2 protein-coding genes and 1 pseudogene are annotated in these 4,750 nt (G+C 41.0%); 1 reads left to right on the top strand and 2 read right to left on the bottom strand.

Annotated elements, in window-relative coordinates; translation table 11 throughout:
• Positions 1–41 precede the first annotated feature (41 nt).
• Entirely contained in the window at positions 42–2,267 is a 2,226-nt protein-coding gene (locus tag IQ242_RS17050) for a glycosyltransferase (protein ID WP_193960790.1), read from the bottom strand.
• Positions 2,268–2,823: 556 nt separating this feature from the next.
• Here IQ242_RS17050 and IQ242_RS17055 point away from each other — a divergent pair.
• Positions 2,824–3,006: a hypothetical protein gene (locus IQ242_RS17055; protein WP_002769951.1), complete on the top strand. Its 183-nt coding sequence runs from the start codon at positions 2,824–2,826 to the stop codon at positions 3,004–3,006.
• Positions 3,007–3,447: 441 nt separating this feature from the next.
• Here IQ242_RS17055 and IQ242_RS17060 read toward each other — a convergent pair.
• Positions 3,448–4,594, bottom strand: a pseudogene (locus IQ242_RS17060) (pentapeptide repeat-containing protein).
• Between the last annotated feature and the right edge of the window lie 156 nt (positions 4,595–4,750).

Here is a 4,750-nt window from a genome sequence, read left to right on the forward strand (position 1 = left end):
ATTATAACCAGCTACTTAAGTATTTTCGACTCTTGACTAAACTAAAGGGCTGTTTTTCGATTCAGAAATGCTCGCCAAATCAAGCCTATCCCCCGAAAAAAGCTGATAATTAACAACCAAAGGGATTTTAATTCTCCTGCCGTATTTTTCGGTTGCCAGCGCTGGGGACGACAGAATAAAAAAGTAATTAGTTTTCTCTGCTTTGATAGGATAAGTGGCTGGAATTTAAGGGTTGCTTGCCAGATTTTGCCTCGTTTTTCTAGATTGACTAGATGAGCAGATAAGCGCAAATCTTCGCCTAAAATATCTAGGAGTAATTTTTCTGAGTAGATGGGTTCCCTCAGGTGAATTTCTGCTCCTATTTCCGAAAGTTTTTTCAGATTGCCCTGTATAATTATATTCGCTTCTGTTATCAATTTAACAGGAGATTCCAACAATTGGTATTGAGTTTCTAGGGTGAGGGGAGCTTCCAATAAAGCCACCAGAGCAGTCATGATAATAACCACGTTATATATAGCCAAAATCAAGCCAAAATTTAGGGGAATTTCTTGATAATTATGATGATTTAAATTAAAGAAAATACTAATTAAAGTAATGGTGAGAAAAAACAGCAATGGGTAGGATAAGTGCCAATTATATTGATAATTTTTGCGAGCAATTCCCTTGGGTGTCACCTGAAATCCTTTGTCAAAGGGTTTCCAAAGAACATGGAGAACTGTTAGGGATGTTGGTACACAAATAATCATCGATAGTACCTCAGAAAAAACAATCGAGCGCGAGCGAGAATTTAACCAGTGATAAGTGGCTAACTGGAGCATCATGTAGGGTAAAAAGATATAGATTGTATCATCGATGGTAATGTTCAAAGGTACTATATATCCAAAGGTATAAAGGAGAGGAATAAGCAGAGAAAATAAACGAGCTAAGGGAGAAAACCAGGATAAAAGTCCCTCTAAGTGTGCCAATCTTTGAGGTAGAGTTAGTCCCGCAATTTTTAGGGGATTAGCTTTGATAAAAAAGGCCTGTAACGTTCCTCTTGCCCAGCGCAATCTTTGCAGTAAATAAGCTGATAAACTTTCAGCAGATAAACCAGCACTGAGTTTTTCATTTAAGTAAATAACTTCATAACCTTTCGCTGAGATAGCAATCCCAGTAAAATAGTCTTCACTAATAGATTCTATATTAAAATATCCCACTTCCTCTAATGCTTTTCTTCTGACAATAAAAGAAGTACCAGCACAGACAGGACTACCCACCCCATCTTTAGCTGGTTCGATATGACGATAAAATAATTCTTCGTCGGGAGTAACGATATTTTCTAAACCTAAGTTATGGGCGATAGGATCGGCATTATAAAAGCTTTGGGGCGTTTGCACTAGGGCAATTTTAGGGTTTTGAAACCAGCCAACAGTTCTTTCTAGAAAATTCCGACAAGGGATAAAATCTGCATCAAAAACTACCACTAATTCCCCTTGAGTTTGTCTGAGAGCATGGTTTAAATTACCTGCTTTAGCATTTTTTCTATCCTGACGAGTCAGATAATGACAATTTAATTTTTCTGCCAATTGATTAATTTCTGATCTCTGGGTATCATCGAGAATATAAATATTTTTATGAGGATAATTAAGGGCTTGACAACCGATAATAGTTCTTTTTAAGATAAAGGCTGGCTCATTATAGGTGGGAATCAGAATATCTACCGTGGGCAAATACTGTTTATTGATTACCGCTTGGCTATAAAAATCAGCTTCTTTGCGTCTATCTTTCGTGGTTAAGACTAAGACTAACTGAATTATGCTACCACTTAAAACCATCATCTCAACGCCTAAAAGCAGTAAACTAAAAAAGCCATTGAGAGGAGTAGAAAGATTTAAAGTTTCCAGAATCCTCCAGAGTAGATAGCGCAGGGTGATAGCGAGAGTGATAGAAATAATTACTAATCTTGACCAAACTTGCGGATGCGGAGACAAGAACATGATTAACTGCGTAAAAATTAGCAGGATAACTGTGGGTAATAATAATTGATAGCTATGAGCAACCGTGGGAACTTTAATCCAAGCAAAGGGGTTAAAAAAATCTTCTACTAAGCCAAGGAGTAATCGATAAATATTGTCTTCTGGCCAAGATAATGATAAACTGACCATCATTAGCCCGCCGAGCACTGCTAACATAATTAAAATAACTGATATTATCGCTAAAATCGACTTGAATACGGAGGAATACACTGGTTTTTGAGGGAATGGAAAAATCGATTCTTGGTTAGACATGAATCCTCTTCTGATCAAATAAATATAACTAGGGCTGGCTGAATAATGGTAAAACCCTTTTAAAATAAGGCTTTTGACCTGTTAAAATCCGATGTTCATGCTGCGAATATAGGATTGGGACATTCAAAAACCTGGCATTATTCTTTTTTAGTACATAAACTGGTACAAAAAAGAAGGGCAACAAAGCCTGAAACAACCGACGACTGGCTACTGACGACCGGCTACTGACTCCTAACCCCACCAACAAACTTTTTCAGCAAACCCCAACTACATTTTACAATTCTTAACAAAAACCTGTGCATTGGGCAGCTTTCTCATCCTTGGCAATGACACCAAATCGTTTTATAGTCTTACCTCGTTTCAAGGGAAACCCTTGGAACGCATTTCCGGAGGTTCTACCTTGGAACGAGACAAATCGAACTTTAAAAACCCAGTTATGGATTGTTGCTCCCTACACCCTACCCCCCACACTTCACACCCTGTCTCACTTTCAATCTGCTTGTCACCCCGTCAGGAACATAGTATACTTTGGTTAACCGTGAGGAAAAATTAATCTATGATAGCCGTCAAAATCGCCGTTGTTAGCGCTCTCGTTTTAGTTGTGGTCAAATTCGTCGCTTCTGTTCTAGGCAAAGGCAATATACCCCTACTTAATCAGGCTGTCACTGTGATTTTAAGCCTTTTTATCGGTTTTGAGTTGATTCAACTAGGACAAGCGGTGATTGAAAAGATTAATTAGGGCTTGCTCAATAAATGTGAAAACCTTGTTGGGTAAAACTTTTAGACTTTTTGGAAACCAAAAAGTACCAGATATGGGAGTGATCGGGTGGAAAATTCCGGGACTTTTTCCCTGAAAATTAGGTAATTGACCAGATGAAAATCGCTAAAACCCTACACCCCACCAGCCCCCAGGAAAAGCTTTTTGCCGCAAACCCTATTTGGGGCTGGCTGAATAAATGTGAAATGTAGGTAAGGTAAGGGTTTTGTGGCTTTTCTGGCGAAACAGGTGCAAGATTTTGAGAGAATCGTGCTTCAAAACCTTGCGTCTTCATCGGCCCGCGTCCTGTAGGGGCGAAGCATTCGGGCAATAACCTATCGGTGAAACCGGAGATTTTCTATCCGAATGCTTCGCCCGTACTTTTTGCCGCAAACCCTATTTAGTAGTACAATCGTTCGGATATTACGGATCTGAGTTTTTGTCCCTTTTGAGTTTGTCGATTTCTCGTTGATTGGCTTTTGGGTCCTCAGCCACCCATAATTGTTTATCAGTATCCCACTTGGCCTGTGTGTGTATTGCTCTTTCCCAAAAGCAGGCCGATTTAATTTGTTCTGGATTAAGACCCTCGGCTCCGTCGAGGTTGGCTCCGTCGAGGTTGGCTCGGTTGAGGTAGGCTCCGTTGAGGTTGGCTCCGTTGAGGTTGGCTCCGTTGAGGTTGGCTTCGATGAGGTTGGCTCGGTTGAGGTTGGCTCGGTTGAGGTTGGCTCCGTTGAGGTTGGCTCCCCTCAAATTTGTCCCACTTAAATCAAGAAATTTAATTTTATTAGGGTCATTTGTTTCAGCCAAATTATCCCCAGCTTGGTCATTCTCAACTTTACGCCGCCCGATTACCGTTAAAGCGGCCTGAACTGGAATACTCACGGAAGGGGGCTTTTCTAGGGCTTTCTCTCTTGCCGCTGGCTCCAGTTGTTGAATATTCGAGGGAATGGGGGAATTTTTACGAATGTAGGAAGTCAGCACTTCCATAATTGTCCATTGATCGATCCTTGGGAGAATCTTTGGCAATTCGCTCTAGGGAATAAATGCCGCCAATTACCACCTCCTCTTTATCATTACCGATTTGCTCGACAGCTTTCGAGAAGCGCTCGGTAATCAGACGTTCCTGAATCAGTTGCCTTTCCGCTTGAGAATTGAGATAATTGACAAAAAGCCCAATTCCTGCCAAAAGGGTAGCAATTAATCCTAGGGCAGAAATAATCGTTTTGACCACATCAAGGGCAAAGGTGCGGCTGTCTTTGTCTTCACGGGCAAAAAGCCCCGGTATTTGCTGAAATAGCCAGAAGGGAAAGATTAGCAGTTTCCAAGCAACTCTGACAAGAGACTGGAGCGATAGCAACAATCTTTTAATTAGCCTTTTTCCCCGGCGATAGGGCATCTTTAGATTCCAAGCAAGAATCGCTCTGGGATGTTGGCTAAAATATTCTTTCGCTTGCTGCCAGTCATCTATTTCACTGCCTTCTTTACCCGATGCCAGCCGTTTTTGATAAAACTCGTGAGCCTTAATCTGGTGCAATTCTAAAGGAATTCGTGGTGATTTTTTCGGAACCATGCAGCGTTTTCCCCGCCAATAGATGGATTTTGCCAAGGGACTGAGGGACTGACAAAACTGTTTTCGAGGTTGGTTGAAAAGAAGTAAGTAGGTAGGCGTTAAAAGTTGTCAGATGCCCCCCTTATCAAGGGGGGATTAAAGGGGGGACTAAGGGGG

Origin of the sequence: Microcystis sp. LEGE 08355 (assembly GCF_015207185.1) — a bacterium.
Classification (GTDB): Bacteria; Cyanobacteriota; Cyanobacteriia; order Cyanobacteriales; family Microcystaceae; genus Microcystis; species Microcystis panniformis.